Source organism: Microbacterium sp. W4I4 (assembly GCF_030816235.1).
Taxonomy (GTDB): domain Bacteria; phylum Actinomycetota; class Actinomycetes; order Actinomycetales; family Microbacteriaceae; genus Microbacterium.
Window position 1 is genome coordinate 35,444 of the sequence record NZ_JAUSXT010000001.1, and the last position, 24,329, is coordinate 59,772.

27 protein-coding genes, 1 tRNA gene and 1 pseudogene are annotated in these 24,329 nt (G+C 64.4%); 16 read left to right on the forward strand and 13 right to left on the reverse strand.

Going from position 1 to position 24,329, the window contains the following annotated elements:
• Entirely contained in the window at positions 1 to 582 is a 582-nt protein-coding gene (locus QF046_RS00185; RefSeq protein ID WP_307364982.1) for a GNAT family N-acetyltransferase, read from the reverse strand.
• A gap of 132 nt (positions 583 to 714) precedes the next feature.
• Here QF046_RS00185 and QF046_RS00190 point away from each other — a divergent pair.
• A tRNA-Pro gene (locus tag QF046_RS00190) sits at positions 715 to 788 on the forward strand.
• Here QF046_RS00190 and QF046_RS18235 read toward each other — a convergent pair.
• Together QF046_RS18235 and QF046_RS00195 are read right to left on the reverse strand one after the other, a co-directional pair.
• Positions 754 to 1,377, reverse strand: a complete 624-nt coding sequence (locus tag QF046_RS18235; protein WP_373425636.1) for a DNA-processing protein DprA — start codon at positions 1,375 to 1,377, stop codon at positions 754 to 756. The two genes, QF046_RS00190 and QF046_RS18235, sit on opposite strands and share 35 nt — an antisense overlap.
• A gap of 87 nt (positions 1,378 to 1,464) precedes the next feature.
• The gene (locus QF046_RS00195; protein ID WP_307364984.1) at positions 1,465 to 1,908 is read right to left on the reverse strand and encodes a hypothetical protein; all 444 of its coding nucleotides are present in this window, start codon (positions 1,906 to 1,908) and stop codon (positions 1,465 to 1,467) included.
• A gap of 699 nt (positions 1,909 to 2,607) precedes the next feature.
• Between QF046_RS00195 and QF046_RS00200 the strand changes: the two genes are divergently transcribed.
• The gene (locus QF046_RS00200) at positions 2,608 to 3,693 is read left to right on the forward strand and encodes a nucleotide kinase domain-containing protein (protein WP_307364987.1); all 1,086 of its coding nucleotides are present in this window, start codon (positions 2,608 to 2,610) and stop codon (positions 3,691 to 3,693) included.
• On the opposite strand, the gene QF046_RS00205 is transcribed toward QF046_RS00200, so the two are convergent.
• Together QF046_RS00205 and QF046_RS00210 are read right to left on the reverse strand one after the other, a co-directional pair.
• Positions 3,574 to 4,578, reverse strand: a complete 1,005-nt coding sequence (locus QF046_RS00205) for a thymidylate synthase (protein WP_307364991.1) — start codon at positions 4,576 to 4,578, stop codon at positions 3,574 to 3,576. The genes QF046_RS00200 and QF046_RS00205 overlap by 120 nt on opposite strands.
• Entirely contained in the window at positions 4,575 to 5,198 is a 624-nt protein-coding gene (locus QF046_RS00210) for a hypothetical protein (protein ID WP_307364993.1), read from the reverse strand. The genes QF046_RS00205 and QF046_RS00210 overlap by 4 nt, the downstream gene beginning before the upstream one ends.
• A gap of 68 nt (positions 5,199 to 5,266) precedes the next feature.
• Between QF046_RS00210 and QF046_RS00215 the strand changes: the two genes are divergently transcribed.
• The 8 genes and pseudogenes from QF046_RS00215 (at position 5,267) to msrA (ending at position 12,041) form a co-directional block, all read left to right on the forward strand.
• Complete coding sequence (locus QF046_RS00215; RefSeq protein WP_307364995.1) at positions 5,267 to 6,073, forward strand: rubredoxin-like domain-containing protein; 807 nt, start codon at positions 5,267 to 5,269, stop codon at positions 6,071 to 6,073.
• A complete protein-coding gene (locus tag QF046_RS00220) occupies positions 6,070 to 6,531 on the forward strand; it encodes a TIR domain-containing protein (protein WP_307364996.1) in 462 nt (153 codons plus the stop codon). Before QF046_RS00215 ends, QF046_RS00220 begins: the two co-directional genes overlap by 4 nt.
• Entirely contained in the window at positions 6,528 to 7,469 is a 942-nt protein-coding gene (locus QF046_RS00225; RefSeq protein ID WP_307372601.1) for a DUF4231 domain-containing protein, read from the forward strand. The genes QF046_RS00220 and QF046_RS00225 overlap by 4 nt, the downstream gene beginning before the upstream one ends.
• Positions 7,470 to 8,157: 688 nt before the next feature.
• Positions 8,158 to 9,291, forward strand: a complete 1,134-nt coding sequence (locus QF046_RS00230; protein WP_307364998.1) for a toll/interleukin-1 receptor domain-containing protein — start codon at positions 8,158 to 8,160, stop codon at positions 9,289 to 9,291.
• 713 nt (positions 9,292 to 10,004) lie between these two features.
• A complete protein-coding gene (locus QF046_RS00235; RefSeq protein WP_307365000.1) occupies positions 10,005 to 10,625 on the forward strand; it encodes a hypothetical protein in 621 nt (206 codons plus the stop codon).
• Positions 10,622 to 10,864 carry a hypothetical protein gene (locus QF046_RS00240; protein WP_307365002.1) on the forward strand — a complete coding sequence of 81 codons (243 nt, stop codon included), beginning with the start codon at positions 10,622 to 10,624 and terminating at the stop codon, positions 10,862 to 10,864. Before QF046_RS00235 ends, QF046_RS00240 begins: the two co-directional genes overlap by 4 nt.
• A 160-nt stretch (positions 10,865 to 11,024) precedes the next feature.
• On the forward strand, positions 11,025 to 11,495 hold the full coding sequence (msrB, locus tag QF046_RS00245) for a peptide-methionine (R)-S-oxide reductase MsrB (RefSeq protein WP_307365004.1): 471 nt from the start codon (positions 11,025 to 11,027) through the stop codon (positions 11,493 to 11,495).
• Positions 11,492 to 12,041, forward strand: a pseudogene (gene msrA, locus QF046_RS00250) (peptide-methionine (S)-S-oxide reductase MsrA). The gene msrB and the pseudogene msrA overlap by 4 nt, the downstream one beginning before the upstream one ends.
• Before the next feature lie 80 nt (positions 12,042 to 12,121).
• Here the strand turns inward: msrA and QF046_RS00255 are convergent.
• Both QF046_RS00255 and QF046_RS00260 read right to left on the reverse strand, forming a co-directional pair.
• Entirely contained in the window at positions 12,122 to 12,739 is a 618-nt protein-coding gene (locus tag QF046_RS00255) for a TetR/AcrR family transcriptional regulator (protein ID WP_307365007.1), read from the reverse strand.
• Positions 12,740 to 12,743: 4 nt separating this feature from the next.
• Positions 12,744 to 13,928: an FAD-binding domain gene (locus tag QF046_RS00260; protein WP_307365009.1), complete on the reverse strand. Its 1,185-nt coding sequence runs from the start codon at positions 13,926 to 13,928 to the stop codon at positions 12,744 to 12,746.
• Positions 13,929 to 14,117: 189 nt separating this feature from the next.
• On the opposite strand from QF046_RS00260, the gene QF046_RS00265 reads away from it, so the two are divergent.
• From QF046_RS00265 to QF046_RS00275, 3 genes are all read left to right on the forward strand, one after another.
• The gene (locus tag QF046_RS00265) at positions 14,118 to 14,978 is read left to right on the forward strand and encodes a Rieske (2Fe-2S) protein (RefSeq protein ID WP_307365011.1); all 861 of its coding nucleotides are present in this window, start codon (positions 14,118 to 14,120) and stop codon (positions 14,976 to 14,978) included.
• A 176-nt stretch (positions 14,979 to 15,154) separates the two neighbouring features.
• The gene (locus QF046_RS00270; protein ID WP_307365013.1) at positions 15,155 to 15,307 is read left to right on the forward strand and encodes a hypothetical protein; all 153 of its coding nucleotides are present in this window, start codon (positions 15,155 to 15,157) and stop codon (positions 15,305 to 15,307) included.
• A gap of 341 nt (positions 15,308 to 15,648) precedes the next feature.
• Positions 15,649 to 18,861 carry a hypothetical protein gene (locus tag QF046_RS00275; RefSeq protein ID WP_307365014.1) on the forward strand — a complete coding sequence of 1,071 codons (3,213 nt, stop codon included), beginning with the start codon at positions 15,649 to 15,651 and terminating at the stop codon, positions 18,859 to 18,861.
• Between the two features lie 93 nt (positions 18,862 to 18,954).
• On the opposite strand, the gene QF046_RS00280 is transcribed toward QF046_RS00275, so the two are convergent.
• Complete coding sequence (locus QF046_RS00280; RefSeq protein WP_307365015.1) at positions 18,955 to 19,650, reverse strand: NADPH-dependent F420 reductase; 696 nt, start codon at positions 19,648 to 19,650, stop codon at positions 18,955 to 18,957.
• A 136-nt stretch (positions 19,651 to 19,786) separates the two neighbouring features.
• Between QF046_RS00280 and QF046_RS00285 the strand changes: the two genes are divergently transcribed.
• Positions 19,787 to 20,563 (forward strand): phosphatidylcholine/phosphatidylserine synthase, encoded by a 777-nt coding sequence (locus QF046_RS00285; protein WP_307365017.1) that lies wholly within the window; start codon positions 19,787 to 19,789, stop codon positions 20,561 to 20,563.
• A gap of 21 nt (positions 20,564 to 20,584) precedes the next feature.
• Here QF046_RS00285 and QF046_RS00290 read toward each other — a convergent pair whose 3' ends face one another.
• Positions 20,585 to 21,502: a hypothetical protein gene (locus QF046_RS00290; protein WP_307365019.1), complete on the reverse strand. Its 918-nt coding sequence runs from the start codon at positions 21,500 to 21,502 to the stop codon at positions 20,585 to 20,587.
• 183 nt (positions 21,503 to 21,685) lie between these two features.
• On the opposite strand from QF046_RS00290, the gene QF046_RS00295 reads away from it, so the two are divergent.
• Positions 21,686 to 22,324, forward strand: coding sequence for a UdgX family uracil-DNA binding protein (locus tag QF046_RS00295; protein WP_307365021.1), 639 nt, complete (start codon positions 21,686 to 21,688; stop codon positions 22,322 to 22,324).
• Between the two features lie 43 nt (positions 22,325 to 22,367).
• Here the strand turns inward: QF046_RS00295 and QF046_RS00300 are convergent, their stop codons facing one another.
• Together QF046_RS00300 and QF046_RS00305 are read right to left on the reverse strand one after the other, a co-directional pair.
• Entirely contained in the window at positions 22,368 to 22,589 is a 222-nt protein-coding gene (locus QF046_RS00300; RefSeq protein ID WP_307365023.1) for a DUF2795 domain-containing protein, read from the reverse strand.
• Positions 22,590 to 22,646: 57 nt separating this feature from the next.
• Complete coding sequence (locus QF046_RS00305; protein WP_307365025.1) at positions 22,647 to 23,069, reverse strand: Hsp20/alpha crystallin family protein; 423 nt, start codon at positions 23,067 to 23,069, stop codon at positions 22,647 to 22,649.
• 132 nt (positions 23,070 to 23,201) lie between these two features.
• Between QF046_RS00305 and QF046_RS00310 the strand changes: the two genes are divergently transcribed.
• Positions 23,202 to 23,498 (forward strand): MerR family transcriptional regulator, encoded by a 297-nt coding sequence (locus tag QF046_RS00310; RefSeq protein ID WP_307365027.1) that lies wholly within the window; start codon positions 23,202 to 23,204, stop codon positions 23,496 to 23,498.
• A 15-nt stretch (positions 23,499 to 23,513) separates the two neighbouring features.
• On the opposite strand, the gene QF046_RS00315 is transcribed toward QF046_RS00310, so the two are convergent.
• Positions 23,514 to 23,774 carry a Rho termination factor N-terminal domain-containing protein gene (locus tag QF046_RS00315; RefSeq protein WP_307365029.1) on the reverse strand — a complete coding sequence of 87 codons (261 nt, stop codon included), beginning with the start codon at positions 23,772 to 23,774 and terminating at the stop codon, positions 23,514 to 23,516.
• Positions 23,775 to 23,887: 113 nt separating this feature from the next.
• Complete coding sequence (locus tag QF046_RS00320) at positions 23,888 to 24,313, reverse strand: pyridoxamine 5'-phosphate oxidase family protein (protein ID WP_307365031.1); 426 nt, start codon at positions 24,311 to 24,313, stop codon at positions 23,888 to 23,890.
• Positions 24,314 to 24,329: the final 16 nt, after the last annotated feature.

Genomic DNA, 24,329 nt, shown 5'->3' on the forward strand with positions numbered 1-24,329 from the left:
TCACTTCAGCTCGCGAACCACGAGCACGCGTCCTCGGGTGAGAGGCTCCGCCTGCTGGAATCCATGGGAGAGGAAGGTCGAGAGGGTGCCGTGGAACAGGTCGTTGGAGCGGTGCTCTCCCTCCGAGGTGTCGACGGGATACGCCTCCATGAGCCGTGCGCCCGACTCCTTCGCATAATCGATCGCGGCGTCGAGCAGCTGCGCGTTCAGACCCATGCCGCGGAACTCGCGGCGCACGACGAAGCAGGTGACGGCCCAGGTGCTCGGGTCGTCGAGAGGTTCGTCGGTGGCGGCGGCGATCGCCCTGGTGTGGAGGATGCGGGTCTGCACGGTGCGCGGACCGACGCGGATCCAGCCGGCCGCCTGACCGTCGACGTAGGCGACGAGCCCGGGTGGAGGGCCTGCGGCGATCTCGTCGTGCAGCATCTGCTTGCGCTGCTCGAGGTTCGTCGCTTCCCAGTCCTTGTTTCTCACCACCGGCCAGATGCACTGGCAGCCGTACCCGTCTCCTCCGCCGGAGAGCGAGTGCTGCACGTCATCCCACCTGGTGATCGTCGCGCGTTCCGTGGTGATCGTGGCCATGCTGGCACGCTACGCGCGGGAACGGACATCGGCAACGGATGCTGTGCGCCACGCCCGGTCCACGCTGTTTCGCGGAGGCCGTTCGGGTGGGCTAGGATAGTGGAGTTGCCCGCGCGAAAGCGCGGACTGCCACGGGCTGTGGCGCAGCTTGGTAGCGCACTTGACTGGGGGTCAAGGGGTCGCAGGTTCAAATCCTGTCAGCCCGACAGAAAATCCCTGATGAGAAGCAATTTTCATCAGGGATTTGTTGTTTCTGAGCGTCATTTTCGCTGGTCCCCCTGGTCCGGAAGGCGTGGTCGACCTGTGGATGACAGCATCCGTCGCGATGCCCTGTCTGTGGACAAGGGGACCAAAACGGTGGAAACCCACGACTGAGCCGCTCATAGCCCGCGTCCGGTGCCTTGCCGTGGCCGTCCTGAAGTGTTCGGACGGGCGTCTCTGCTGAGGACGGCGGTGGCTTGTTCGGCAGCGGAGAAGGATGTTGGAGCCATAGCTGGCGGCACTCGTCACGGGGCCAGGAACCGCACCGACTGAGCGACCAAGCTCCACTGCTTCGTTGGCGACACGCAGCGATCCTGACCGGGCCCCCGCCTCAACGATCACCGTCGTCGAGGAGAGCGCGGCCATAATCCGGCCACGATCGAGAAAGCGCTGCCGTGTTGGTGCAACACCCGGTGCAACCTCAGAGACGAGGAGACCTTGTTGCTCAATACGCGCAAACAGATCCGTGTGTCCGGCAGGGTATGCGCGATCGACCCCACCCGCGAGGACTGCAATCGTTTTTCCACCGGTCACAGCGCCGACTGGTGTGCGACTGCTTCGATACCGTAGGCACCGCCAGCGACGACGACACGGCCACTGAGCGCGAGGTCACTGGCGAGTTCAATCGCCATGTGGTCCCCAATACGCGGTGGAGGCGCGCGCACCGGTCAGCGTGATGCGGTCGGCGGGAGGCTTGGCCAGAAGCGCAGTCTCGCCACGCGTCCACAGCGCATATGGGGTGCGTGCTCCAAGATCGTTGAGGGCGATTGGCCAATCCTTCTCACCCGGAATCAGGACCAGGAGGCCTGGTCGCTCGAAGGCGGCCATCTGTGCGGCCAAGGTCTCGGAGCGGCTCACAGCGTGCAAGCGTTCGCGCCATACTGCCGCTGCAATTTGGTCGAGGCCGGGCACCGCACTATCAGAATCAGCGAGGCGCAGCAGCTCGACAGCGCCGACTCGGGCAAGGAGACGACCGGTCGACGGATCATTTGGTGCGGCCACGAGCGAGAGAACGGTACGCGCGCTCCGCTCGTCGTGTCCGAGGGAAGAGAGGGAAGACATCATCGGGCTCCTTCACAGCCAGTCATCACCGTGCAGGTGCGCGGCACCGCCCTTTCCTATGTCGTTGGTTCGGCGTACCCTTGGAAACAGGCGACACACTCAATGTTCGCCATCGCCCGCGCGATGGCAGGGCAGTCCTCCAAGGTTCAACGTTGGCGAGCCATGAGAGGACCGTTGTCATGTTTCGAATCATCTGGGTTATCAGCATTCACCTCCGCAACTTCATGCGCAGGTACATGCCCACCAACATCCTGATTGACGCGATTCGAACCCGCCGGGCTCAAGTGGGGCGTGCCCGCGATGCTCCTCGCAATCCCGTACCTTCTCGCCGCGAGCGTCTGCACTGCGCTCGTCGACGGGAGAGCGCCCCACTGGCTCTACGTCGTTGCTCTTGTCTGCATCTGGAATGCGCTCAAGTTCATCGTGATCGGGCCGGTCTCAGCCGTGATCCCTTCTTAGGGTGCGGAATGCGGAGCGCCGGAACAGGCGACGTCAGCCACGCACAACCAGTGCACAATGGGCGTGAAGGGCGAGGGCGCACCAAGAGGATGGCAACGGCACATGCATCCGGTGGTTGCTGATGGCGCAGAACAGCGGCCATTAGGGGATCTCGGGGCTTCCTAGCGTATTTATGGCGCGTCTACGAGCCGGGCAGGTGGCTTCATGACACTCTAAAATCAGTCTGCGGAACAGGAGGTTCGGATGAGGCGAGTTAAGGTCGGACGCCATACCGTCGAAGCTTCAGACGTTCTAGCGTCGTATTGGCGTTTCGCTGCTGAGCGGCAGAATGTCTATCGCGCGCGGCTGCTTGGCGAACCCGGACCCTGGACGGATGACCCGGTCATCTCACGATTCCGCTTCACAAATGCCTACCGCGCAGCTGACCGCGTCTCACAGGACCTGATTCGTGTCGCATACGAGGGACCTCAGGATGCGGAGAACCTCGTGTTTCGTGTCATGTTGTTCAGATTCTTCAACAAACCATCGACATGGGCGGCGTTGGAATCGCGGTTTGGCGAGATATCGGTTGATTCGTTTGACGTCGATGCCTTCGATAGCGTCCTGGACCGTCTACTTTCAGAAGGCGAACGGATCTACTCAGCGGCCTATATCGTCCCGCCGCCGCCGTTTGGAGCAGTCAGGAAACACCGCAATCACTTGCTGCTCATCGATCACATGATGCACGCCGGGGTCGCGGGTCGGATAGCCGCGGCGACATCGCTCCGTGAGGTCTTTGAAACCGTTTCGTCGTTCCCTTCCCTGGGCCCATTCTTGTCGTACCAGCTTGCGATCGATTTCAACTACACGACCGTCATCGACTTCGATGAGAACGATTTTGTAGTTCCTGGGCCTGGCGCACGCAGTGGAATCAAGAAGTGCTTCCCAGATTTAGGCGAGGCATCGGCAGAAGATGTCATACGTTGGATGGTCGACACTCAAGCGGATCAGTTTGAGCAGAACGGAATCGCGTTCCCCGATCTGTTTGGTCGTGCATTGACCCTCATCGACTGCCAGAATCTCTTCTGCGAAACAGACAAGTACGCAAGAGTCATGCACCCCAACGTACGAGGAGTCGGGAACCGCATTCGCATCAAACAGCAATTCCTTCCTCAAGGAAATCCAAAGCTTCCATTTTTCCCGCCCAAATGGGGCATCAATGAACGCGTCTCAATGAGCTCCGCGGCGCGAGCGTCCCAGAAACTCGACAGCAGCGGCCTCAAGATCATGGTCCCCGACTCCTTGGACCAGCCGGTTGAGCACATTGCGCTCCACCCCGTTCTGGGCTGACCAAAAAAGCTCGATCATTCGAATAAAGGCGAGCAGGAGGGGATCAGTAAGCGACGGTTCGAGATCGACTAAGCGTTCGCCTGACCGCAACCCGTTCTCCAATCGCATCCACTCCCGCAACTCTCCGGCCGAATCCTCCCAGTCCGTGTCGAAGAGAGCACGGACTCCACTGGAGCCTCCGTCTACGGTTTCCCGATTCGCGTTCACGACGCGCTCAGCTCTGTCGAAATGTCGCTCATACAGGTGCATGGAGGAGCTGAAGAAGACCAGGTGTCCGGGCTCGTAGCCCAGCCAGCGGGACATCATCTCTAACAGCACCGTCCACTCGAAGGCGTTGATGCCGGAAAATCCCCACCAGATGTCCGTGCTGCGTGCCGCAACATGGAGATGGAGCTTCCCATCCCGAACCAAAAAATGTAGCCAGTTGTTGCACGGAACGTCGCGGCTTTCAACAAAATCGCGATCAGGATCGTAGATGCCGATGACCGCACGCCGTGATAGAGGGTCAGCGCGAAGAATTCTGACAACTTCCGAAATCTGATCGATTCCGTTCCAGTTCCGGATACGCGGGCCGTAGCCAGCTCTCCACGTAGTTCCATCATCTGAGAATTCCGAGGCGCGCTTCAGATACGCTCCGAGATACTCCAAGTCGTTTCGTCCGCAGATCACCCACATGCTTTCCGCAATCGACGCAAAGACATTGTTGTGGCGATTCGTGACGATGACCTGACGAGAACGAATATCGGAGATCTCGACGAGTCGTGCCAGTAATTCACGTGTTGAATAGCCACGGACCTCGACGTTTTCACCAGATTCGAGGATGCACCTCAGCTCCTCAACGAAGGCGGTCTGGACATCCCTGTACACGGTCACGGCGGATTTCACGCATCCTCGGCGATGGACGCGAGCCCGCGGGCGAGTAGAGCATCAGTGATCAACGTATGGGTTGCGTCCTCGCCAGCGCTCGGAACGATGACCGTGAGGTCGTGATGCTCGTCGATGAGCGCTCGGTAGCCTGTTTTCACACCTTGCGTGTTGTTGTCGTCAACAAGATGGGGCTCAAGGAAAATAAACACAACGGAGGGGACGATCGGGTTCCAAATTGTATGGACAAGCTCCCGAAAACTCGACTCGGATAAGCCTGATTGCTCGACTGATCCGCCGTACCATCCGTACGCGAGTGTCGACCACCACCAGCGGTCGAGGATCAAGGACTGTGTCCTGACTGCTTCTTCAAGATGGCAGATCGCCTCTGCATGACAAGCAAGATGGGCAAGTTGTTGTGCAAGCCCTGATCGCGGCCTCTCAGCGTCAGCCACGCCCTCCAATGCCGTGTAAACCTGTTTGGTAAAAGTGGTGAAGCCGCTTGGCATGTGGGCAAACACAGTTGAGTTCGCAGGTACCGCGGCTTGAAGACGCTTTAGCTGTGTCGACTTTCCGGTCTGGTCGAGACCCTCGAAGACGATGACGGCACCGGGGCGGATGATGATGCTAGCAGCAGACATCGCCAACTCCTTCGCTCTGCCCAGCGTGGCTCCAAGGTGGTGTCAGAGGTCACCCCTAGCATCAAGGTATGCGAGACGATGGGATCGACATGGGAGGCACAGCGGCGCGTCGCCCTGGCGAGCCGTGGCGTGAACTCAATGACGTTGGCCGCGGTTATCTGTCGGTCTACTTCTCGGAGTCCCTTGCACGCTGGCCGATTCGTGAGATCACACGACCTGCGGACAACAAGAGCGACCCGAACATCGAAACTGGCACATACGGCCTGTTCTCAACGTGTGAGCCGGGGATGCGGAATCGAATTGTCCACGATGGTGCAGCGACTGTGTTTTTCCTCACTACACGTAAGAAACACCAAGGCCGAGTCATTTCAGGCTATTACCACTTGGGCTGGTACACCGAAGGTACTCAAGGAGCGGTCAACCGCGATTACGCGCTCGCTGCCGATACGGTGCGCTTCATCGACCCGATCCTTGCGACCGACCTGCCTGAACCGCTGGCCACACTCTGCTCGGCGCCGTTTCGCACGATGAAGCCAATCGATGCGTTGGCCGTCGCTTCACTTCGGTCTCTCTGCGACGAGCGTCCCGACCGTACGAAGGAGTATCTCGGCGAGGTGACCCGAATCGAAAGCTTCGCCCGAGCAAGATCGGGCTACGCCTACCCGTCATGGGCGAGAGAAGGCGGGTTCACTTGGGACGATGCCGACGATTATTACCAGACTGACGCTGAACTCTCCAAGGTTCCAAACAGCTCCAAGAGCCGCAAATGGCGTTGTCGGGTGTGTGGATACCTCATCAAGAGCGGCGCCCTGTTGAAGAGGTGCCCCCTCTGTAAGCAAATGGCCACTCTCGCTCCAGAAGAGGAGGTTGCATGACTCGTCGAGTTTTCATCAGCTACCAGCACGATGATCAAATGAAGGCGCGAGGCCTCAATCTGATGACACACAACAAGAACGTCAACGTGGACTTCACCGGTCGGCACCTCCTCGACCCGGTTAAGAGCCAAGACTCTGACTACATCAGCCGAAAGATCAGGGAAAAGATCACAGGCTCATCGGCAACGATCGTGCTCATCGGGAAGGAAACGGCTCAGAGTGACTGGGTTGAGAAAGAAATCCAATGGAGCAAAGGGCAGGGAAAGGGGATTATCGGCATTCGAATTGATCCCGACGCGCCTGTACCTGACGGCCTGACCGAGTACGGCGCCGAGATTCTTAACTGGTTTGAACCCGCGGATGTGAACCAGTTTGACGATGCGATTGAACGAGCCATCGCTGCCAGCTCCCGAGGGCGTTCCATGCCAACCAACACGATGAGTACGTGTACGCGATGAGACCACATCGAACCAATGGCTTGATCGGTGGTGAGCAAGCGATGGAGCTCCCTGGCGTTCATGACGCCGCTGACCAAGCCTCGGGAACGGGGCAAAGGACCTATCTCGCTCTTAGCGCCATCCGCTTGATCTCGCTCCTTGTCGCTGCGCTGGCGGGTGCAATCGCGATAATCGCATCGCAAGGTCAGTGGTTGGGGTGGATTATGCTCGCGGCCTTCTTCGCCGCAGGCGTGTCGGAAGTGCTGCTCATAACACTTCAGCCAGAGCGCGCTTGGTACGCGGGTCGCGCAATCGCAGAATCGACCAAGACGCTTGCTTGGCGCTACGCGGTAGGTGGAGAGCCATTCCCACTCACCCTGGACGACGACCAAGCAGGTTCGCTCCTGCGGATGAGAATCTCGCAAGTCTTGGACAAAGGAAGGGATCGTCTTGACCTCAGTTCCAAGCCGCTGGTCGTTACCGCCTCAATGAAGGGACTACGTTCCAGCAGCTTCGACGTGAGGCGTGAGGTGTACCTCGCGTCGCGTACAAAGGACCAGCGCGAGTGGTATTCGAGTAAGGCTAGGTCGAATGCCAAATGGGCGACCGCCGGTCGGTATGCCCTTCTTGTAGGAGAGTTCGGTGCCGTTGTGGCCGCTGCGCTTGCGCTTCAGGCGGACAGGTTGATCGACTTCGCGGGAATCATCGCTGCGCTCGTCGCATCGGGTGCAGCCTGGCTGGCAATCAAGCAGCACTCTCAACTGACTTCGGCATACCGTGTGGCGGCTGTTGAACTGGCGCTACAAGAAGAGACTTTGGCTGCGATCGTCCCGGAAAAGTGGGCACAAGCAGTGGCTGATGCTGAGGAAGCCATCAGCCGTGAACACACAATGTGGCTAGCTTCGCGAGGGAATGAGCGGGTTCCAGGAGCTACGACAAGAGCTGAGGAAGACGGGTAGAAGGTCCGACGTACCATTCTCAAGAAGAGAGTAGTGCCTGTAGGACCGCGATCCGCAGTTGGGAGAACCCGGACCATGCGGACTCCCATCGCCCGTCAATGGGACCAGAAGGGGACCAGAACCATGAGATCCATGCATCTCGTGACGTGCTCCGCATGACCTGAACCGCAGAACTACGCGGAAGCGGCACCAGATTACGAAGTTTGGACGCCTGGGGGTCAAGGGGTCACAGGTTCAAATCCTGTCAGCCCGACTTTAAGGTCGGAATCCGCGAGAAATCAAGGATTCCGACCTCTTTCATGGGGCGTTGGTATCAACATGTAGTGGGCGTCAACGGGCGGTGTGCGGCGGCGGATCGGTGTTTCAAGGATGCGCTCAATCCCTCTGCGAGTGGCGGCGTGATCTACGAAAGAGCAGGCGGCGGGGTCTCTGCACGGGACAGCGTTGCCGGAGAAGGCGCTGAGATGCCACGCGGGCGGCGGGTACTCGGGGCGGGCTGTGGGGACACGGTGACACTCCTCGTCGGGTGGATGCCATATCGCTGCGGAGATACACCTGGGAGGGCAGAGGCTGTCGTCTAACGGCGGAACTCAATACGTGCGGGTAAACGGACACATCACGCTACTGGGAACGCTTAAATCGCAGACTAGCGGGCCAAGCGGCCTACCCGCTCCGCTACGCTGCGAGCATGGCATCCAATGACGGCTTCTGGTCCTATGTTCACAATGACGACGACGCATCATTCGGCAAGATCGTGCAGCTGGGGCGTGATCTGAAAAGTCAGTACGAGATGGTTACTGGCACGAGCGTCGAGTTGTTCCTTGACCGGGACTCATTGGCGTGGGGAGACGCGTGGGAGTCGGTCATCCACAGCAACCTCGGTACCGTCGCCTTCTTCATCCCCGTCATCACGCCGGCTTACTTCAAGAGCGCGGCATGCCGGGCGGAGCTTGAACGCTTCGCCGAGCGTACGTCCAAGGAAGGACTGAAGGGGCTGTTGCTTCCGATTCTGTGGGTGCCGAGCAGTGAACTCGATGAAGAAGCCTCGACAGATCCGCTCGTACAGATCGTCAAGGATCGCCAGTGGGAGGACTGGACGTACTTGCGTCACGACGAGCGTGGATCTTCCGAGTACAGCAAGACGCTCGAGAAGATGGCGAAGCGCATTCAGCGGGCCAACGAAGCAGCCGACCTCGCCGAAGCCGCTGCGCTTCCTGAGAGTGACGACGCGGCGGACGGCGACGAGGCGGACGACGAACCCGGGCGTCTCGAGAAGCTCGCTGAGATGGAAGAGAACGTAAACCTCTGGATGGATGACATTGTCGAGGCGAACGAGGGCTTGAAGCAGATGGGGGAGATCGCACAGGCCCGCACCGCTGAAATGAATGTGGATCCCCGGGCGAGGACTTTCGCAGGAAGGCTCACGCTCGTTCGACAGATTGCAGGCGAACTGCAGGCACCCGCGGATCGGATCAAGGAAGCGGGAATCGCCTTCGCGATGAAGGTGTCTGCCGTCGACGAGGGGGTGCGTATCATCATCGATTCCGCGCCCGAAGAGATTGCCGCTGATCCGGAGGCGATCGAGCAGTTCAGGTCGTTCTTCAACCAGCTGCGCGATCTCGACGCGGTGACGACCACCGTTGACAGTCAACTGTCTGGCTTCGTCTCATCGATCGCTCCCTTGCAGAAGCAGTCGCGCGACATGAAGAAGCCGGTCGAGGCCGCAACGGTGGGCGTGACGCGCATTCAGGCAGCGATCGGCATCATCCACGACTGGATCGCCCTCATCGATTCGGCGGAGATCCCGGACGAGGAAGAGTAATCGTCAAGGCCATCGATGGCGAACGTTTGGTGCGTATCAGGCGGGCGCAGGCCGCCGTCTAACGGCGTAACTCGACGCATATGGGTGACGATGCGGGTAGTGGGTGTGACCGCTTAGGTCGCAGTGAAGCGATGAACGTAACGCGTCGGTCGGGATAGCCTCAACAGGTGGTATCAACATCGGAGCATGAAACCGCCATAGCCCGGCAAAATCGCGGAATCTCGCTCATCTTCAGCCCTAGAGTCAAATCCTGTCAGCCCGACAAAAAGCCCCGGTGAGAGAATCTCTCACCGGGGCTTCGTCGTTTCCACAGCTCGCTTGAGCAGTTCGGAAGCATCCGAAGGCAGTTGCCGCAGCCATACGGGATGCCCCGGGCAGAGGCCGCTGTCACAGACCCCGACGTGGAGCGCGCTTGACCTCTCGCCGCGACCTCTTCCGCTCCGAGTCGGGGCGCTCCGACGCGGCGGAGCCGAACGACCTGGCGTCGAGCCGGACGAACTCGATCTCACAGCCTGCCGGGCATGGGCTTCTTGTGATCGGGAGCACGTTCCATGCGAGAACGTGAACAGCAAGAGGCGCATCATGCGATCCCGCGAACGCCTGACGAGGTCGTATCGGACGATCGAGCGCGGGCGGTCACCGATCTGACGGAAGGGGAGGCCATGCGGCAGATGAGCTCGGCTGATTCGTCGGGAGACCGGAAGAAGCGCGTCATGATCTTCCGGGAGATCTCCGCCTCGCTGCCGGACCTGTTCTCGACCGACGAGCAGATCCGGGACTGGATGGCCGCGGCGCACACCTCCGAGACGCGGGTGCGGATCCGGCGGTGGGCGACGATCGAGGCCATCGGCATGACGACGCTCCTCGTCGGCTTCACGCTCGCCATCCTGGCCATGATCGCCTCCATCGCGTTGGCTGTGTGGGCCGGGATCACCGGCATCGACACCCTGAGTCTGTTCTGGGGGGTCTGGGGCGTCACGACCGGCGTCACCGCGTGCGGCGTCACCACGCATCTGATCGCCACCCGGCGGCGGGTGGCAGCCTGTTTCGCGGACGGGCACGTCTCCGTCGGCACACTGGAGCGGGCGATCGAGCATCCCGGAGGCGGAGACGACACGACCTGGTATGACCTGCGGATCAGTGCCAGTCTGGCCGACGGGACGCCGCTGCGCCGACGGCTGCACGTCGAAAGCGGGAGGCTCGAGCGCCGTGTCGGAGGTCGCATGTGGTTCCGACACAACTCGCTCGACCCGGACGCGCTGGACGACGTCCACTTCGTCGGTTGGATCGACAAGAAGTCGCCGCGTGCGCCCCGCGAGAGGGGCAGCCGATGAATGAGTGGATCAAGACGACGACCCGTACACACGTCGGCGTCGGGGCCGTCGGTCTGTTCGGGATAGCGGGCTTCGGTATATGGATGCAGACCGGCGGATCGCTCCCGGCGCTCGATCGCATCCCAGGGTCGGTGCAGGTGATGTTCAACACCGATGACGCCGATGGTCGTCAGAGCCTCTGTCGCGATCAGGACGCTGAACCAGACCCGCAACTGCTGGAGAATCCGTCTGGCAGTTGAGAAGCATCCGGACCCCGCCTCAGACCTCACGGTCGGCGGGGGGTCTTCTGTCTCATCCCGAACTCACAGCCCACTCATACTCTCGCGGGACCAATCCGGGGGACTGCCGCGTTATCCCCTATGACGCCGCAGCCAGCGACGCCGACGAAGGAGAGAGAGCATGTCGCACGAGTACAGCAAGACCCCCGAGGCGCTGAGCCGTCTCACCGCGCACCAGTACGACGTCACGCAGAACGGTGGCACGGAGCCGGCGTTCCGCAACGAGTACTGGGACAACCACGAGGACGGCATCTACGTCGACGTGGTCTCCGGACAGCCGTTGTTCTCGTCGATCGACAAGTTCGAGAGCGGCACGGGCTGGCCGAGCTTCACCAGGCCGATCGAGGCGGATGCCGTCCGCGCGAAGAACGACTACTCGCACGGGATGATCCGCACCGAGGTCCTCTCGGTCGGAGCGGAGAGCCACCTCGGTCACCTCTTCGACGACGGGCCGGCTGCGGCCGGCGGGCAGCGGTACTGCATGAACTCCGCATCGTTGCGCTTCGTGCCTGCGTCGGAGCTCGATGCAGAGGGATACGGACAGTTCCGGGCGCAGTTCGAGGCGGCCGGAGACGAGGAGAAGGCATCATGACAAGCGGAATCGACGACAGCGGAGAGATCACCCGCGACCCCGGGACCGAGACCGCCGTCCTGGGCGGGCGGCTGCTTCTGGGGACTGGAGGATCTGATCCGCCGTCAGCCCGGCGTGCTCGACACGCGGGTGGGCTACACCGGCGGCGACAACGACCACGCGACCTACCGCAACCACTCCGGCCACGCGGAGGCGGTCGAGATCGTCTTCGATCCCACTGAGACGACCTACCGCGACATCCTGGCCTTCTTCTTCCAGGTGCACGACCCGTCGACGAAGAATCGTCAGGGCAACGACGTGGGCACGAGCTACCGCTCCGCGATCTTCCCGCTCACCCCCGAGCAGGAGACCGTGGCGCGCGACACGATCGCGGACGTGGATGCCTCCGGCCTGTGGCCCGGCCGCGCCGTGACCACGATCGAGCAGCCCGGACCCTTCTGGGAGGCGGAGTCGGAGCATCAGGATTATCTGATCACCTACCCGAACGGGTACACCTGCCACTTCGTCCGCCCGGACTGGGTGCTGCCTCGTCGCGCAGCGGCCTGAGCAACGCGGCCTGACCGCCGCTGTCCGACTGCCGCTGTCGGACAGCGGCGGTCGGACCGTGCATCTCTCGACGCCACCGCTCAGTGCCCGACGGCTCTTCGGATCATGCTCATCAGCGCTTCAGTGAGCGCGGGCAGGTCACTGTCGTCGACGTCCTGCGACATGAGCCAGACATCCATGGCCTCGCCCATGCCCATCACGACGGCGATCAGCAGGGAGGGTGGGACGTCATCGCGCACCGCTCCGATCCGTTGGCCGGTGGCGAGCACCTGCGCGACCCAGGGGGAGGAGGACTGCTCCAGCTCCTCCCTTGCCTGCTGTGACGCCGGACTCTTCGCCGCCGCGGCCCAGCCGCGCAGCATGGCCGCCAGTTGCGGTGAAGCGGCGAGCACTCGCATCAGCCGGAGGTAGTAGTCGCTCAGAATCGACCAGAACGCGTCGGCATCGCCCGAATCCAGATCGGGAAGCGGACCGACCTGCTCGAACAGCCCGGCAAGACCCGACTGCGCGACGTAGGCGTACAGGTCCTCCTTGCCGTCGAAGTAGTAGTACATCGACCCCTTCGAGATGCCGGCGGCATCGATCACCCGATTGAGCGATGCGTCATGGAACCCTCGTGTCGCGAACTCGTCGAGGGCCGCCTGGACGATCGCCTGCTGCTGAGCGGCGGGCAATCGGGTGAATCGGGGACGGACCATTCCCTCAGTGTGCCGGAGTCTGCTCGGGGAACGCCGGAAGCTCGACGCGATCATGGAAGCTCCGGCCCATCACGATGTCGCCGATCTTCGGCAGTCCCATCAGCTTCATCGCCGAATTCCTCACGAGAAGCTGGAACCTGTTCTTCGGCGCGAATGCCACACCCAAGCCCCGTGCTGCATCCTGCTTGGACCGGATCAGCGGCATCAGACGCTCCTCGTAACGGGCGAACGCCTCCCGGTGGTCGCTCGTTCGGGCGAGCTCCGCAGCCAGCGTGTACGCCTCCACCATCGCCAGTGCCGAGCCCTGGCCCGCCAGGAACGACGGACATGCGCCGGCATCGCCCACCAGAGCGATGCGACCGGTCGACCACGACGGCATCCGGATCTGGCTGACAGCATCGAAGTAGAAGTTCTTCGCATCGCTCATGGCAGCGAGCATCTGCGGAACCTCCCACCCCTTGTCGCCCAGCTTCAGGCGCAGCAGGCTCTCCTGTTCCGCGCGCTCGGTCGGCACCTCGCCGTCGTACCGGAGGCTGAACAGGAGCAGCGTGGCGTCATCGCGGAAGGATAGGCGGATCGCCTGGAATCCGACATCGGCATGCATCATCGCGACGAGCTCGTCCCGCTCTGGATACTGATCCACGTCGATCGCGGCCACCACCATGCCGAGATACTTCTCGAACTGCTCCTCCGGTCCGAAGGCGAGCTTGCGCACCCGCGAGTGCAGGCCGTCCGCTCCGATGACGAGATCGAAGTGACGGGTCACTCCACTCTCGAAGGCGACCTCGACGCGCTGGCCGTCATCGACGACGTCTTGCACGGTGTCGCCGAGCATCAGCTCCGCTGCGCCTCCGAGGGATTCGTAGATGACAGCGGCCAGATCCGTGCGCGGGATGCTCAGATACCGCTCGTTCGACTCGATCACCGATTCCGGATCGAGCGATGCGATCCTTCGGCCGTTCCGATCGACCGCTCTCGCCTCGGTGAACACGTAGCCGCGCCTGCACAGTTCGGGCACGATGCCCATTCGCTCCGCCACATCGAAACCGGCGCCCCAGAAATCGACCAGATAGCCGCCGCTGCGCAACGTCGGGGCGTGTTCCACGATGGTGACCTCGTGTCCTGACCTGTTCAACCAGAACGCCAGGGTCGGGCCGGCGATCCCGGCCCCCACGATCAGGATCTTCATGGCGTATCCTTCCCAATCAATGATTAGACCACCAGTTTAGACTGATGGTCTAAAGACGTCAACGAGTCCGCCGTCGGTATCCCCATCACCCTCCCCGCGCAACCCGTTGCCTCCGCACGGGCAGGGGAGTAGGACAGAGGGCGAAGAGACAGACCGGACATGAGTTCGACGACCGGAGGAGTGATCCCGATGCCCGCCATCGCAGCCGCCACGCGACCCCTGATCCACTGGATCCAACGCCAGAAAGCACTGGATCCTCTTGGGGAGAAGGTGTCCGGGTGGGTGCACGCGGCCACCCGACCCAAGTCGGTGAAGAACGTGCTCTCCGGCTCCTGGCTCGGGCACCAGCTGCATCCGATGCTCACGGATCTGCCGATCGGAGCGTGGGGTGCGGCTGTTGCCCTCGATCTCACTGGAGGTGAGAAGACCGCGGCGCGCCGGCTCGTCGGGCTCGGGATCCTGGCATCCGCTCCGACGGCGCTCGCAGGAGCATCCGACTGGTCGGACACCTACGGCGAGGACAAGCGCGTCGGGCTCGTGCATGCCCTCGCAAACGCCTCGGCGAGCGCGCTGCAGACGACGTCCTGGCTGATGCGCCGACGCGGGCACCACATGGCCGGCGCAGCCCTGAGCCTCGTCGCACTCGGACTCACGCTCAGCTCCGCCTACCTGGGAGGTCATCTCTCCTTCGTCCGCGGCATCGGCGTCAACCGCACCGCCTTCCAGGAGCCCGCGGATTCGTGGACCGACGTCGCGACGGATGCCGAGATCACCGAAGGGACTCTGCGACGCGTCGAGGTCGACGGGGTGCCCGTGCTGCTGGTCAGGACCGCGGGCACGGTCCGAGCCCTGTCGGCTGTGTGCACCCATGCCGGCGGGCCGCTCGACGAGGGCACCCTCGACGCGGACGGGTGCGTCACCTGCCCCTGGCACGGCAGCCGCTTCCGCCTGCAGGACGGCACGGTCGATCGCGGGCCGGCCAGCGTGCCCGAGACGTGCTGGGACGTGCGCGTCGACGACGGGCGCATCCTCGTGCGGCCCGCCGGCTGAAGGGCCTGACCTCAGCGCATCACCGCCGCGGCCACGATCGCGCCGAGTTCGGCGGCGCGATCCAGGTGCGTGTCCGTCCGCGGCAGTATCCCCGTCCACCCAGACGCGGTCAAGCCCCTCGGAAGCTCACCGGCGCGGATCGTAGGTTCGTGACACCGACGAACAGGAGAGGCACGATGAGCGATCCGTCGAACACGCAGGGGACCCCCGGACCGGACGAGGAAGCGGACGTCGCGTCGGGCGGCGCTCCGGAGAAGCCTGACGAGGTGCTGGAGGAGGAGACCACCGACGACGAGGGCAGGCCGCTGGAGAATCCTTCCGGCGGCTGAACTCATCTGAACCCCTGACCCCCGCATCTGACCGAACGATCAGCTGCGGGGGTCACGCGTCTGACCATTGAATCAATTCATTTCCGGTCTTGCGCGACTCGTACAATGCTGGCAGGATGACCGGAAAGCGGTTACCCAGTGAAGGTGCCGTCGGACCGTGGACGGTGACGTCGGGGTCCGAAACGAGAAGAGAGCCGCGGCGGCCGACAGGCCCGCGACTGCCCGAGACGAGCCCGCCGAAGGCATTATCCGGCGTGCCATGTCTCCGTGAAGATCATCGAGAAGCAAGGACGCAGAAGGTGCGAAACACACCACGAAGAATTCTTCCACTATCCCTGGCAGTGACGGCCAGCCTCGCAGTGTGCGGGCTGGGCGGTCCGCTCGCCGCTGTCGGCGCCACGACAGCGAACGATTCGCCGGACACGGCGCATCACCTCGAATACCTGACCCGGGGACTCGTCGCCGCTCAGGTACCCGAGGGCGTCTTCCTCAGCTGGCGGTTCCTGGGCGACGAGCCGGACGGCATCTCCTGGAACGTCTACCGCAAGGATGCCGGCGCGGAGTTCGCGAAGATCGCGACGATCGATCCCCGCGACGTGCAGCCTGAGAACGACTACGACACCAACCCGGGGGTCGTGAAGAAGGACGTGACTCCGTCCAGCTACACGGATCCGGGCGGCCGGCTCACCTCCGACTACGAGGTCGCACCGGTCATCGACGGCGTCGAAGGCGAGCGGCAGGGTCTCAGCGTGCCGATGCTCGACGCACTCGCCGGCGGTGCCGGACAGGCGAACCGCGGTGCCGTCGACTACATCCCCCTCAAGCCCGCTCCTGAGCCCGTCCCGCTCGCGCACTTCACCTATCGCGACCACCAATTCGGCCCCGGTACCAACCTGCGGGCGGCCGACATGGTCGTTCCCGGCACGGCAGGCGAGAACTGGTACGTCCTCGACATGGATCTGCTCAAGGAGTTCCGCAGCGCCTTCGAGGATCAGAAGAGCGTCACCCAGGAACAACTGGACGACTGGACCGCGCGTCTCAACGAGCACAACACCACGGCGAACGCTCTGGGGGATGCCACCTACAGTCAGCCTCGCGCGCTGAAGAACGGTCTCGCCGCAGGCAAGATCACCCAGGCGCTCTACGACGAGCTCGAGGGCGAGTTCATCAAATACGTGAAGAACACGGATGCCGGTGAGTCGCTGCCCTATGCGCTCAACGACGACGGCTCGATCCTCACCACGATGAGCAGCAATTACTCCACGCACGACATGACCGTGGGCGACTTCGACGGCGACGGCGAATACGAGATCGTCGTCAAGTGGCGCAGCACACAGCAGGACCCGATGTACTCGGAGCCGATCTTCAACGGCGGCAACACCACGACCGCTCCCGAGTACATCGACGTCTACAAGCTCGACGGTTCGCTGATGTTCCGCGTCGACATGGGCTACAACGTCCGTGCCGGCAACGATCACGAGACGACGCTGTTCGCCGAGGACTTCGACGACGACGGCGTCTCCGAGCTCATGCTCAAGACCGCACTCGGTACCCGGATCGGCAACTGGGATGAGGCGCAACAGAAGGTCGTGTACGAGAACACTCCCGGCACGGTCGTCGGCGGCGTCGACGGCGTGGCATCGACCACCGACAAGTTCAAGGAGTACTTCGCCGAGGGCGACACCGCCGACCTCGACACCTACTGGTCGCTGCTGAACAGCTTCGCGATCAGCTACCGCAGCCCCATCGCGGGTGGCGGAAACGACGGCGTGAACGATCCGGCGGTGAAGCGCTGGATCAAGACCTACCACGTCGGTCCGATGGGTTCCGCGAAGGACGATCAGGAGTTCTTCTCGGCATTCGAGTGGGATGCCGATGCGGCCAAGGGAGTGCTCGTCGACAGCGCCGACTACCCGCACACCTATCAGGGGAGCGTCGACGGTGACGACTGGGCCATGGCGCCGACCACCCAGCGCGGCAATTTCTCGTACCTCGTGTACCCGGGCCCTGGCGTGGGCAGCGGGCCGGGCGACTACAAGTCGCAGATCATGGCGGAGTCCGAGGCCTACTGGCTGACCAACCCCTGGAAGGCGGCATCGTGGGGTGACGCCCAGGGCAACCGCGCCAACCGCTACGTCGGCGTCGTCGCGTCTCTCGACGGTGTGCACAAGTACGCGGTCTCGCAGCGCGGCTACTACGTGCGGACCACGTTCGCGGCCTTCCGCATCGAGGACGGCGAGGTGAAGCTGCAGGCGGGCTTCGACTCGGCGGACTCGCAGTACTGGTCGCTGGGCGGCGAGGCCTACGACTACCAGAACCGCGGCAATCACCAGACGCAGACCGCAGATCTCGACGGCGACGGTCGCGACGAGATCGTCATGAAGGCGATGGTGCTCGACCTGAACAAGGCAGGGGACAAGATCCTGCCGCGCGTCATCAACGGAGACGTCATGCCGACGATCGCCGGGCAGGACGGCGTTCCGCCGACCGCGGGCACCTTCGAGTTCGCGACCGACGAGATCCGGAACAACCCGCTGAACGAGTGGGCTCCGCTCCGACACGGCGACCGCAGCGCGCTGCTGCCGGTCGACAAGGACGACACCATCCGGATGTGGTCCGGCAGCGAGGAGAACCTCTACGACGACAACCGCACCGGCAGGCAGCTGGGATGGATGCCGGGACCCGAGGCTCATGATCCCCTCAAGGGTCGGCATCTGGATGCTGAAGGTGAGGTCGTTCAGGACAACGCACTGATCTACAGCGAGTACGCCGGCACCGACGACGAGGGCAGCGTGGCGGGGAACTTCTCCAACCGCTGGCCAGGAGCTCAGGCCGGGGCATCGTCCTCGTCGAAGAACGTCCGCAGTCTGGTCACCGGTGAGGTGCTCACGACGACGAACACCGCCCGCGGCATCGCCCAGGGCGAGAACGCGATCTGGTTCGGCGGCGGCCTGACCCACATGGGCGTGAACGGCGCGAACGTCGACTCGATCGATGACGCGACGTTCGCCGCGACCCGGTATCTCGCGACCGGGCTGACCTCGACGGGCAGCAAGAGCACCCCGACGCTGAAGGCCGACCTGTTCGGCGACTGGCGCGAGGAGCTCGTGCTGCGGGCATCCGGGAACAGGCTGGCCATCGTCACCACCCTCGCACCCACCGAGTACGGCATCCGCACGCTGATGCACGACCCGATGTACCGCGCGGGCGTTGCCAACAAGAACACCGGATACGACCAGATCGGCTTCGCCAGCTTCTACCTCGGCGACGAGGCGGCACTGCCCACGCAGCGCGCGGACATCGTCGTTCCTCCGGCAGCTGTCGGCGTTCCGGTGGACTGGAAGCTCGAGGCCTCGGTCGAGAAGCTGAAGGGCAGCCAGAACGAGCTGACGATCACGGTCACGGAGATCGATCGAGACGGCACTGAGACGCCGATCGTCGCCACGGTCCGGATCGAGAACAACGCCGCTGGCACCTACGAGGTCGGAACGTACCAGGTGTACGTCGACACGAAGGGCGATACGCAGGTGCGGGAGATCCGCTTCGCGGACTGACGCACGTCCTGCACGCATGGGCGGTCCCTTCGAGAAGGGGGCCGCCCATCCGCGTGCAGGTGCACCAGCCGTCGACGGCCGGCGCCCCGGTGCTCAGCCCTGGCCGAGCGACCCGCTGCGCGCCCGGGCCACCACGATCCCGCGCTGCGACGTCGGGAAGCGCTCCAGCATGGCACGCAGCTCGCGGGAATCGACGTCGGCGCCGAACGCCTCCGCACCCGGCTCGAGCATGATCCCGGAGGCCAGGTCTCCGGCGACCACCGGATCGAACCCCAGATCGTCGACCAGCCGCGCGACCAGCGCCACATCGCCGTCGCCGTCGCCCGCGATGGCGATCGCCTTGCGCTCCGCGGCACCCGAGGGTCGCGCCTCGTCCTCGAGATCCTGATAGCCCATGTGTCCCAGGGCCTTGACCACTCGTGCGCCCGCAAGGAAGGCCTGCACGAGTTCGCTGGTCGAGGTGCGGGGGTCGGTCAGGTCGGGGCGGATGCCGTCGGCGCCCCACCAGTAGTTCATGGCGTCGATCACCAGCATCCCGCGCAGGCGCTCCGCCGGCAGTGTCCGGTAGCGTCCGAGCGGCAGCGCCAGCAGCACGGCATCCGCCCCGTCGATGACGGACCCCACGGATCCCGCCGACGCGCCGATCGCGGCCATGGCCCGGGCGATCGGTTCGGGCGCCCCGGAGCGGGCGACGCGCACTCGGTGTCCCGCGGCGACCGCGAGCGAGGCGATCACGGTTCCCAGCCGTCCTGCGCCGATGATGCCGAGCGTGCGGATGCGGGCGTCCATATCGCCATGCTACGGCTCGACGCGACACCGGGCTCGTCCGGGATCCCGGGCCCGACGCGCTACCGTGGAAGGAGATCTTCACTCAGCAGACGCGGTCGACGCCGACCGCCTGCTCCCGAAACCGAGGAAGCAGGCCATGCCGTCTCCCCTTCATCGTGTGCTCGCCGCGTGGGCGGTGCACGCCTTCACCCTCACCGGTGCCATCTGGGCCACCCTGGCCCTGCTCGCCCTCGTCGACGATCGTCCCAAGCTCATGTGGCTCTACCTCGGCATCGCGCTGGTCGTCGATGGCGTCGACGGCACTCTGGCGCGGAGGGCAGAGGTGCGCCGGTTCGCGCCGCACTTCGACGGCGTCATCCTCGACTCGATCATCGACTACCTCACCTGGACCTTCATCCCCGCCCTCTTCCTGTACCGGGCGGGCCTGCTCGGCGAGGGCGCCCTCGGCATCGCACTGCTGCTGCTCATCAACGTGTCGTCGATGTTCTGCTACGCCAACACGAGGATGAAGACAGGTGACAACTACTTCCTCGGGTTCCCCGCGGCGTGGAACATCGTCGCGCTGGCACTCTGGATCCTCGACGGGGGCATCGCGGTCAACGCGGTCGTCGTCCTCGTGCTCTCGCTGCTGACCTGGGCACCGATCGCCTTCGTGCATCCGCTGCGGGTCACCCGCCTGCGCATCGTCACGATCATCGCCACGGCGGCATGGATTCTGGCATCCGCGGCGCTCGTGGTGTCGCATCCGGTCGTCGACGCCCGGATCGCCGCGGTGTGGGCTGTGTCCGGCGCCTGGGTGATCCTGGTCGGGCTGATCCGCACGGTGGGCGCAAGCGCCACGAACCGGCGCGCGAAGGTTCGCGCCGCGCAGGTCGAACCGGATCCCGAACCGCTGCGCGCCCGCCGGTCGTAGTCGGCTCGCGGTCGCACAGCCTCAGACGGTGACGAGGCGTGCGGCGGGCGCCATCGCGTCCGCATACCGGCGGCGCAGGCCCTGTTCCTGCAGGTACTTCACGACCTCGATGAGGATGCTGGCCGCGGTCAGCGCGGCGATCACGATGACGACGTAGAGCGGATAGTCCCGCCCGTGCATCCAGAAGTACACGTACGGGGCGGCGAACGTGGTGACAGTGGTGAGCGTCGCCAGCATCCGGATGCCGCGCCGCGGCGCGAACAGCATCGCCAGCACGCCCCAGGTGTACGGCACCGCGGTGACCACATCGATGAGCCACAGCATGAGCAGACTGCCGTGGAACTGGGGGATCAGCGCGACGGGCAGGGCGCGCAGCGCCGAATAGATTCCGACGGCCAGGTAGACCGGCACCCGCGGATCGCCGACCAGGCGCCGCAGGGGATGCGCGCGCCGCACATCGAGCGTCGCGGGCAGGAGTGCCAGTGCCCGGCCGTCCATGTGCCGCGTCGGCATGCCGGTGAGAGCGAGGGAGGTGCGCTCGGGGTCGGATGCCAGACAGTGCTGCAGCAGGGCGGTGACGGCGATCCCGTGCAGCGATCCGGCATCGGGTGCGGTGCCGTCATCGAGGCGGCGGACGATCCCGGGCAGGGCATCGGTCAGCTCGGCCTCAGCCGGCGAGGAGGACTCGACGAACAGCATCCGCACGCCCTGCTCCACGGCATCCCGCAGCACGACGAGCCGCTCCGTCGGGTCGAGCAGCTGCTCGGAATCGATGATCCGGGTGCTGCGCGGCCCGAGTTCGGCGAGGCGTCGCACCCCGGCGACCTCGCAGACCGCATCCGGATCGAGGGTCCGCGCGGCCAGCCGCGCGTCTGCCGCCAGAGCCTCCGGCGAGACCAGCAGCGTTCGCTGCAATCGCCGGATCCACCCGTTCCCCATGGTCGAAGCCTACCGACGGCGCGCTGAACGCCCGCCGGATGGGGAGGCCGCGCCGGAGCGCCAGCAGCGCGATGTCTGACGGAGTCGGCATCATGCGCTGACGTCGGAGACGATGCAACCCCATCGTCGTACCGCTCGTCGCACGGTACGACGGAGAGAGGATCCATACCGGAGGAGTGGTCGATGTCGGATGCGGAGCGCCCTGGTGCGCAGGAGTGGGTCCCGGACGGCGGCGGTGTGCGGGCGCTGCGCCGCGCGGCCGAGGACTGCCGGGGCTGCGAGCTGTGGCGGGATGCGACCCAGGTCGTGTTCTCGCAGGGCCCGTCCTCGGCGCGGATGATGCTGGTGGGCGAGCAGCCGGGCGACAGGGAGGACCTCGAGGGCGAGCCGTTCGTCGGGCCGGCGGGGCGGATGCTGTCGGAGGCACTCGACGCCGCCGACATCGACCGCGATGACGTCTATCTCACCAACGCCGTCAAGCACTTCCGCTTCGAGCGGCGCGGCAAGCGGCGGATACACGAGAAGCCAGGCGTGGCCCACATCGAGGCATGCAGTCCGTGGCTGGACGCCGAACTCTTCACCGTGCGTCCGAAGGTGGTCGTCGCTCTGGGCGCGACAGCGGCGCGCGCACTGCTGCACCGCACCGTGCGCATCGGCGAGATCCGCGGCACCGTGATCGAGGCCGCCGACAGTCGCGGCATCCCGCTGGTGGTGACGGTGCATCCGTCGAGCCTGTTGCGGCTGCGGGATCGCGCGGAGCGGGAGGCCGCCTTCCGCGCGTTCGTCGACGATCTGGAACGCGCCGTCGAGGTCGCCGGCTGAGGGGCGATGCCGCCCGGCCCGGGCTCAGGCGGCCGGGCCCGGCTCAGGTCGCGGTGAGCGCGCGGCCGGCGTGCACGAGTGCCGCCAGCGCGTCCCTGACTCGGCAGCGCGCGTCGTAGCTGTCGCCGGGCAGAGCGCGGAGTGCGGCGATGTCCTCGGCTGCGAGCCCGTCGCGCGACGCTTCACGGACGAGGTCGTCCTTCGTCGCGGGGTACTCCATATCGGTAATGAAGCGTTCGAGAGCGGAGACTGCGGTCGTCTTCATGTCATTCCTTCCGACGGGGCGGAGGACGGTGGGGCGCTCGGGGCGCCCCACCGTCGGTCACGCGACGATCGACTCCCGGTGCTCGGCGGACTCCACCGCGATCTTGCGCGGCTTCGCGCGCTCGCTCACCGGGATGACCACCGACAGCACGCCGTTCTCGTAGGACGCGCTGATGGCGTCGAGGTCGACGCCGTCGCCGAGCGTGAACTGCCGCAGGAAGGAGCCCGTGCCGCGCTCGCGCGTCAGCCAGCGCGCGCCGTCGCCGGTGTCTGCGGTGCGCTGAGCGCGAAGAGTCAGCTGACTGCCGTCCACGTCGACGTCGATCGATCCGGGGTCCACACCGGGCAGATCGGCATGCAGCACATAGCGCTCTCCATCACGGAAGAGGTCGACCGGCATGAGGCGGGGAGACCGAACGGAATCCAGCACGCTCGCAGCAAAACGATCAAGCTGGCTGATCGGATCGAATGTCATTCCCATGGTGTGCTCCTCTCGTTCGGCCCGAAGAACGGGCTCAGATGTAAGATGCAGGTTATCTGCATCGGTTGGTGTAGATTTGTTATAGATCAAATTGTGGATCTTTGCAACCCGCTGTCACGAGAGGTCTCAGACGTGGTAGAACCCGACAACCGGACTCCGCTCTACGGAATCGCCGTCGCAGCCCAGCTGGTCGACATGCCCGAGGCGACGCTGCGTCTCTTCGAACGCCGCGGCCTGCTCAGTCCGTCCCGCAGTGAGGGAGGAACCCGGCGGTACAGCGAAGGCGACATCCAGCGACTGCGCCGCGTCGGCCGGTTGCGGGACGAGGGAATGAACCTCGCAGGAATCGGCCGCCTGCTCGAGCTGGAGGACGAGAACGCCGGGTTGCGTGTGGAGCTCGCGGCCGAGCGACGAGGACCGGAGTCCTGAACGACACCGCCTCGATCAGTGCTCGCGGAGCATCTTGATCAGCTCATCCTTCTTCTTGTCGGAGTAGCCCTCGATGCCGAGCTCTTTCGCACGATCGCGCAGTTCGTCGACCGTGCGGTCCTCGTAGTCCTCGGCTTCGCCACCGCGGTGGCCGACCGCCGAACGACCGTCGCGGGCGGCCGCGTTGGAGATGCGGGCTGCCTTCTCCTTCGAGTTGCCCTCGTCGCGGAGCTTCTCGTAGAGCTCCTCGTCCTTGAGTTCCGGCTGGTCGGGCATGATTGCCTCCTCGAGTCATCGGATGCCGCGGTCTGCGGCGATCGTGAAGCTACCCGCGATCGCGCTGCACACCAACACCCTTGACACCCGCAATGGGGCGACCTAGCCGCAGCTCAGGCCCAGGAAGCCTCTGAGACGTGCGGCGGATGCACCCCGGCGTCGTATACGCGGACCCATTCCACGTCGACGGCCAACACGGCGAAACCCTCGTCGAGAGCGCGAGAGCCGGGGAAGCGGTCGCTGTACGACTCGCCCAGTCGCCACCGCTCCTCATCGCGGGTGATGCGGGCGCGTCCCTCCAGCTGCACGGTGACGTCCGCCCCCGTGACGGCGACGGCGATGCGCGGCCGCTGCCCGATGTTGGACACCTTGCGCGAGCCTGAAGTCGCATCGAACACCAGGACCCCGTCGTCGGTCGCGGTCAGGCCCACGAAGGCGGCCTGCGGCTCGCCATCGGGTCCCACCGTGGCGACCACCCCGTCGCCGCAGGTGCGGACGAAGTGCGCGACGGCGGACCGGTCTGCGGCATCGATGCTCATGATCCGACGTTACGCG

Coding starts and splice junctions, on each gene's coding strand:
- QF046_RS00265 (WP_307365011.1), top strand. CDS start 14,118: ATGCCCGCCATCGCAGCCGCCACGCGACCCCTGATCCACTGGATCCAA.
- QF046_RS00215 (WP_307364995.1), top strand. CDS start 5,267: ATGCGAGACGATGGGATCGACATGGGAGGCACAGCGGCGCGTCGCCCT.
- QF046_RS00240 (WP_307365002.1), top strand. CDS start 10,622: ATGAATGAGTGGATCAAGACGACGACCCGTACACACGTCGGCGTCGGG.
- QF046_RS00185 (WP_307364982.1), bottom strand. CDS start 582: ATGGCCACGATCACCACGGAACGCGCGACGATCACCAGGTGGGATGAC.
- QF046_RS00225 (WP_307372601.1), top strand. CDS start 6,528: ATGAGACCACATCGAACCAATGGCTTGATCGGTGGTGAGCAAGCGATG.
- QF046_RS00220 (WP_307364996.1), top strand. CDS start 6,070: ATGACTCGTCGAGTTTTCATCAGCTACCAGCACGATGATCAAATGAAG.
- QF046_RS00270 (WP_307365013.1), top strand. CDS start 15,155: ATGAGCGATCCGTCGAACACGCAGGGGACCCCCGGACCGGACGAGGAA.
- QF046_RS00320 (WP_307365031.1), bottom strand. CDS start 24,313: ATGAGCATCGATGCCGCAGACCGGTCCGCCGTCGCGCACTTCGTCCGC.
- QF046_RS00255 (WP_307365007.1), bottom strand. CDS start 12,739: ATGGTCCGTCCCCGATTCACCCGATTGCCCGCCGCTCAGCAGCAGGCG.
- QF046_RS00295 (WP_307365021.1), top strand. CDS start 21,686: ATGTCGGATGCGGAGCGCCCTGGTGCGCAGGAGTGGGTCCCGGACGGC.
- QF046_RS00260 (WP_307365009.1), bottom strand. CDS start 13,928: ATGAAGATCCTGATCGTGGGGGCCGGGATCGCCGGCCCGACCCTGGCG.
- msrB (WP_307365004.1), top strand. CDS start 11,025: ATGTCGCACGAGTACAGCAAGACCCCCGAGGCGCTGAGCCGTCTCACC.
- QF046_RS00230 (WP_307364998.1), top strand. CDS start 8,158: ATGGCATCCAATGACGGCTTCTGGTCCTATGTTCACAATGACGACGAC.
- QF046_RS00200 (WP_307364987.1), top strand. CDS start 2,608: ATGAGGCGAGTTAAGGTCGGACGCCATACCGTCGAAGCTTCAGACGTT.
- QF046_RS00315 (WP_307365029.1), bottom strand. CDS start 23,774: ATGCCCGACCAGCCGGAACTCAAGGACGAGGAGCTCTACGAGAAGCTC.
- QF046_RS00285 (WP_307365017.1), top strand. CDS start 19,787: ATGCCGTCTCCCCTTCATCGTGTGCTCGCCGCGTGGGCGGTGCACGCC.
- QF046_RS00300 (WP_307365023.1), bottom strand. CDS start 22,589: ATGAAGACGACCGCAGTCTCCGCTCTCGAACGCTTCATTACCGATATG.
- QF046_RS00195 (WP_307364984.1), bottom strand. CDS start 1,908: ATGATGTCTTCCCTCTCTTCCCTCGGACACGACGAGCGGAGCGCGCGT.
- QF046_RS00290 (WP_307365019.1), bottom strand. CDS start 21,502: ATGGGGAACGGGTGGATCCGGCGATTGCAGCGAACGCTGCTGGTCTCG.
- QF046_RS00235 (WP_307365000.1), top strand. CDS start 10,005: ATGATCTTCCGGGAGATCTCCGCCTCGCTGCCGGACCTGTTCTCGACC.
- QF046_RS00210 (WP_307364993.1), bottom strand. CDS start 5,198: ATGTCTGCTGCTAGCATCATCATCCGCCCCGGTGCCGTCATCGTCTTC.
- QF046_RS00305 (WP_307365025.1), bottom strand. CDS start 23,069: ATGGGAATGACATTCGATCCGATCAGCCAGCTTGATCGTTTTGCTGCG.
- QF046_RS00280 (WP_307365015.1), bottom strand. CDS start 19,650: ATGGACGCCCGCATCCGCACGCTCGGCATCATCGGCGCAGGACGGCTG.